This is a genomic window from Planomonospora algeriensis (assembly GCF_977012225.1).
On sequence record NZ_CDRNDK010000499.1, the window covers coordinates 1 to 4,256 of the forward strand.

Sequence of the window (4,256 nt, forward strand, 5' to 3'; positions counted from 1 at the left end):
CCGGGACGGCGGTACCCGGGCCGGGGCCCGGCGGGCTCCCGCCGCGACGGCGGCCGCCGCCGCCTGCATCCCGATGCCGATCAGGCCGAACACCACCGCGTACTGGAAATCCTCGTTGTCCACCTCCCCGATCAGGCGGATGTCGAGGGGCTTGACGCTCTCGCACCTCTGCTCCCCGGGATCGGAGGCGCCCTTCGGCTTGCAGTCCCAGATGAGAGCGGACGAGCTCTCCAGCGTGACGTTGTCGGAGTCGCCGAAATCCCCCGCCCGCAGCACGGCGAGGCCGAGGAAGACGAATCCCAGCAGGATGAGGGAGACCTGGAGGAAACGGCTCAGTGGATTCATGAGCGGAGAGCGTAGGGCCCGGACCAGACGCCGGCCAACACGGGCCCGGCGGACTCTCCCGCGGCGGACGGGGGCCGGCGGGGCGTCTCCTCACCGGCCCCCGTCCGCCGGACGGCGGACGGGGGCTCACGCGGCGAAGGAGGTCACGGGGTGAGCGTGAGGGTGTTCTCGGCGGCCTGCCGTACGGCGGGCTCGGTGAAGCGCATCGGGGTGAGCCTCCCGTCGGCCCAGAGCTCGGCCTGGTCGTCGTAGTTGGCGTGGAAGGCGTGGCCGGAGGCGCCGGTCAGGTTGATCCACTCCGAGCGGTCCAGGTCGGCCAGGTCCACGACCATGCGCATCGAGGGCACCCAGTTCACCTGGTAGCCCTCGGTGGCGTCCCAGCCGGTGGCGTTCACGGTGTCCTTGCCGCCGGCCGTGCGCAGCGGTCCCCGGTTGAACAGCCACTCGACCGGCGCGATGCCGCTGGTGCCGAAGGTCTCGTGGGTCAGGTCCAGGGTGTGCAGGTCGCCCCAGGCCCACTCCGCCGGATCCCCGCCCAGCCGCTCGCGCAGCTCGGCGTCGGCGTCGGCCATCGCGGCCTTGAGCATGTCGTCGCGGCGCTCGGCCGTGCCCTTGGTGCGCACGTCGTCCCAGAAGGGGTCCTCGGGCCTGTCCAGGAGCGCGCGGACCACCTCGTACCACCGGTCGTTGCCGCCGGGCCGGGTGGGGCCGGTCAGCTCGTCCTCGAAGGTCCGGGCGAGCAGGTGCCGCCAGACGGCGTTGAAGTAGGCGGCCCCGGCCGAGTCGCGGCCCTGGCCGAAGTCCCAGCCCTTGAGCGTGTCGTTGGGGGCGCCGAGGCGGAGCAGGTGCGGGACGAGGACGGGCGCGAGGTTGTTGCGGTCGTCCATCAGCAGGGCGCGCATCGTCTCGGAGGTGACCTTGCCCTTGGCGGTCTCCTCCTCGATCCGCTCCACGATCCGCTGCGAGCGGTAGCCGTGCGACCAGTCGGAGGTCAGGAACAGCTCCTCGCTCGGGCGCACGACCGCGTTGTTGGCGGTGACGATGTAGCCCTCGGGCGGGTTGTAGACGGACGGCAGCTTCTCGAACGGGATGAAGCCGGTCCACTCGTGCTTTCCGGTCCAGCCGGGCACCGGCATGGTGCCGTCGCCCTCCGAGCGGACCGGGATCTTTCCGGGGGCCTGGTAGCCGATGTTCCCGGCGGTGTCGGCGTAGACCAGGTTCTGCGCGGGGGCCTCGAAGGAGGCCGCGCCCTTGCGGAACTGCTCGAAGTCCTCGGCGCGGTTCATCAGCAGGATGGCGTCGGCGGTCCGGCCGGGGTCGAGCGCGGTCCAGCGCAGCGCCACCTCCAGGCCCTCGGCCTTCTCGCCCAGGCGGGCCGCCGCCCCGGGCACGGCCTCGCGGGCGTCGCCGAGCACGCCGGAGACGATCGGTCCGTGCCCGGTGGTGCGGACCGTCAGCTCAACCGGCTCACCCCCGGCCACCTCGATCCGCTCGGTGCGCGTCTGGACCGGCTTCCATTCGCCCTCCACCTCGACGGTGTCGCCCTTGACGCGCTCCAGGTACAGGTCGGTGACGTCGGGGCCGAGGTTGGTGAAACCCCAGGCGATCTTGTCGTTGTGGCCGATGACGACGCCGGGCAGGCCCGCGAAGGTGTATCCGGCCACGTCGTAGGGGCAGGCCGCGCTCTTGGTGCGGCAGTGCAGCCCGGCCTGGTACCAGATCGACGGCATCCGGGGGCCGAGGTGCGGGTCGTTGGCGAGCAGCGGCTTGCCGGTGGCGGTGTGCGCCCCGCCCACCACCCAGGAGTTGGAGCCGATCCCGGCGGGGTCGCCGCCGGCGGTCCCGAAGAGGGAGGGCACGGCGTCCACCAGCGCCGCGACCTGGTCCAGCGCCTCGGCGGCGGCGGCCGCCTCGACCGGCCGGCCGCCCTTGGGCTCCTCGGCGGGCGCGGCGGTCACGATCGTCGCGTGCCGGTCGAAGGGATAGCCGGGGTGCAGCTGCGCGGCCCGCTCGGCGGGGAGCCGGGCGGCGACCAGCGCCCGGTCCAGCTCGGACTCCATGTTGGAGCGCAGGTCCCAGGCCATGGCCTTGAGCCAGGCCAGGGAGTCGGCCGGGGTCCAGGGCTCGGGCTCATAGCCGCCGTTGGTGAGCTTGAGCACGCCGTACTCGAGGCTCTTGGCGGCGAAGCCGTCGTGCTGGGCCATCCAGGCGTTCACCCCCGCCGCGTAGTCCGCCAGGGCCTGGCGGGTCTCCGGGAGCAGCAGGGGGAGCTCCGCCTCGGCGGTGCGCCGCCAGCCGAGGGTGCGGACCACCTTGTCGATCTCCAGGGTCGAGGCGCCGAACACCTCCGACAGGCGGCCCGCGGTCGTCTTGCGGCGGAAGTCCATCTCCCAGAAGCGGTCCTGGGCGTGCACGTAGCCCTGCGCCTTCAGCAGGTCGGCGGCGGTGTCGGCGTAGAGGTGCGGGATGCCGTACCCGTCGCGCTGCACGGTCACCGCGGCGGACAGGCCGGGGAGCCGGGCCTCACCGGACAGCTGCGGGAACGACCGGCGGACCGTCCAGGTCGCCGCCCCGGCGAGGACGACCGCCAGGACGACGAGCACGGACAGGACCCGGGCCGCCCAGCGGAGCGGGCGGGACAGACGGGCGAACGGAGCGATCCGCACAGAAAACGACCTTTCATCGCACAAGTGACGCGTCACCGATTGTGCGAGGTCCTCATGTGGCTTCGGTTACCTGCAGGTAGCTTTTCGGACTCGGCTCGCCCCCGCCGTCCGTCCGGCTCACGCCGTACCGTCGGCCCTCTTCCGCCCCTCCAGCGCCACCCGCCGGGCGAGGCCCAGGGGGAGGCTGCCGGAACCGGCCAGGGTGTCGTGGAAGGAGCGCAGGTCGCCGCGGCCCGCGGCCAGGTAGTCGGCGCGGATCCGGTCGATCTCCAGCGCCCCGGTCAGATAGGACGGCGCCTGCGTGGGCCACGCGCAGTAGCGGTCGACCTCGCCCTTGGCGGTGCCCGGGGTGAGCGAGGACTTCGTGGTCATGAAGAGCTCGGCCTCCTCGATGCTCATGTCGCCGCAGTGCAGCGCGGTGTCGACGATGATGCGGGCCGCCCGGAAGAGCCGGAACTCCAGGTGGGCGAGTTCCTGGGCGGGCTCGGCGAAGTAGCCCTGCTCGCGCATGGCCTTCTCCACGTACAGGGCCCAGCCCTCGCTGAAGTACGGAGTGCCGAAGAGCTTGCGGGCCCGGCGCGGGTTGCCCGCCGCCCACGACAGGTGCCAGTGGTGGCCGGGGTATGCCTCGTGCACCGCGATGGAGGGCATCTGCGCGCGGGCGTTGGTGCGCAGCCGCTGGCGGACCTGCTCGGCGGTGAAGGAGTCCGGCGTGAACGGCACGAAGAAGTACCCGGTCCGCGAGGTCGACATCGGCGGCGGCGAGAGGTAGGAGGCGACGGACAGCACGGGCCGCTGGAACTCCGGCGACGGCACCACCCGGCACTCCTCGCCCTCGGCGAAGGTGACCAGGCCTCGCTCGCGCACGAACCGGCGGGCCCGCTCGGTCTCGGCCTCGTACTCGGCGCGCATCTCCTCCAGCGTCGGCGCGTGGTCGTCCTGGAGCGCGGCGATCGCCGCGTGCCAGTCGCCGGAGCCGCCCGGCAGCCTGGCGGCGACCTCGCGCATCTCCGCGTCGAGCTCGTCGTAGGCGGCCTGACCGCGCTCACGCAGCCCGGCCGCGCCGTAGCCGAGCATCTCCCGTTCGCGCAGCAGCCTGGAGTAGAGCTCCTCCCCCATCCGCCAGTCGCCCTCCGCCGCGAACCCGCCGAGGAACTCCGCCAGCGCGTCGAAGGCCGCCGCCGCGGGCTCGGCCGCCTCGGCCAGCCGGGCGCGCAGCCGCTCGTCGCCGACCAGGCCGGGCAC

At 73.1% G+C, this 4,256-nt stretch carries 3 protein-coding genes; all 3 read right to left on the reverse strand.

The window, feature by feature from the left end; translation table 11 throughout:
* On the reverse strand, window positions 1–345 hold a 345-nt coding region (locus ACWJ6R_RS31130; RefSeq protein ID WP_449065646.1), incomplete at its 3' end, for a hypothetical protein.
* Window positions 346–488: 143 nt separating this feature from the next.
* Complete coding sequence (locus ACWJ6R_RS31135; protein WP_449065647.1) at window positions 489–3,011, reverse strand: penicillin acylase family protein; 2,523 nt, start codon at window positions 3,009–3,011, stop codon at window positions 489–491.
* A 117-nt stretch (window positions 3,012–3,128) separates the two neighbouring features.
* Window positions 3,129–4,256: DUF885 domain-containing protein (locus ACWJ6R_RS31140; RefSeq protein ID WP_449065648.1), on the reverse strand; the 1,128-nt coding region annotated here is incomplete at its 5' end.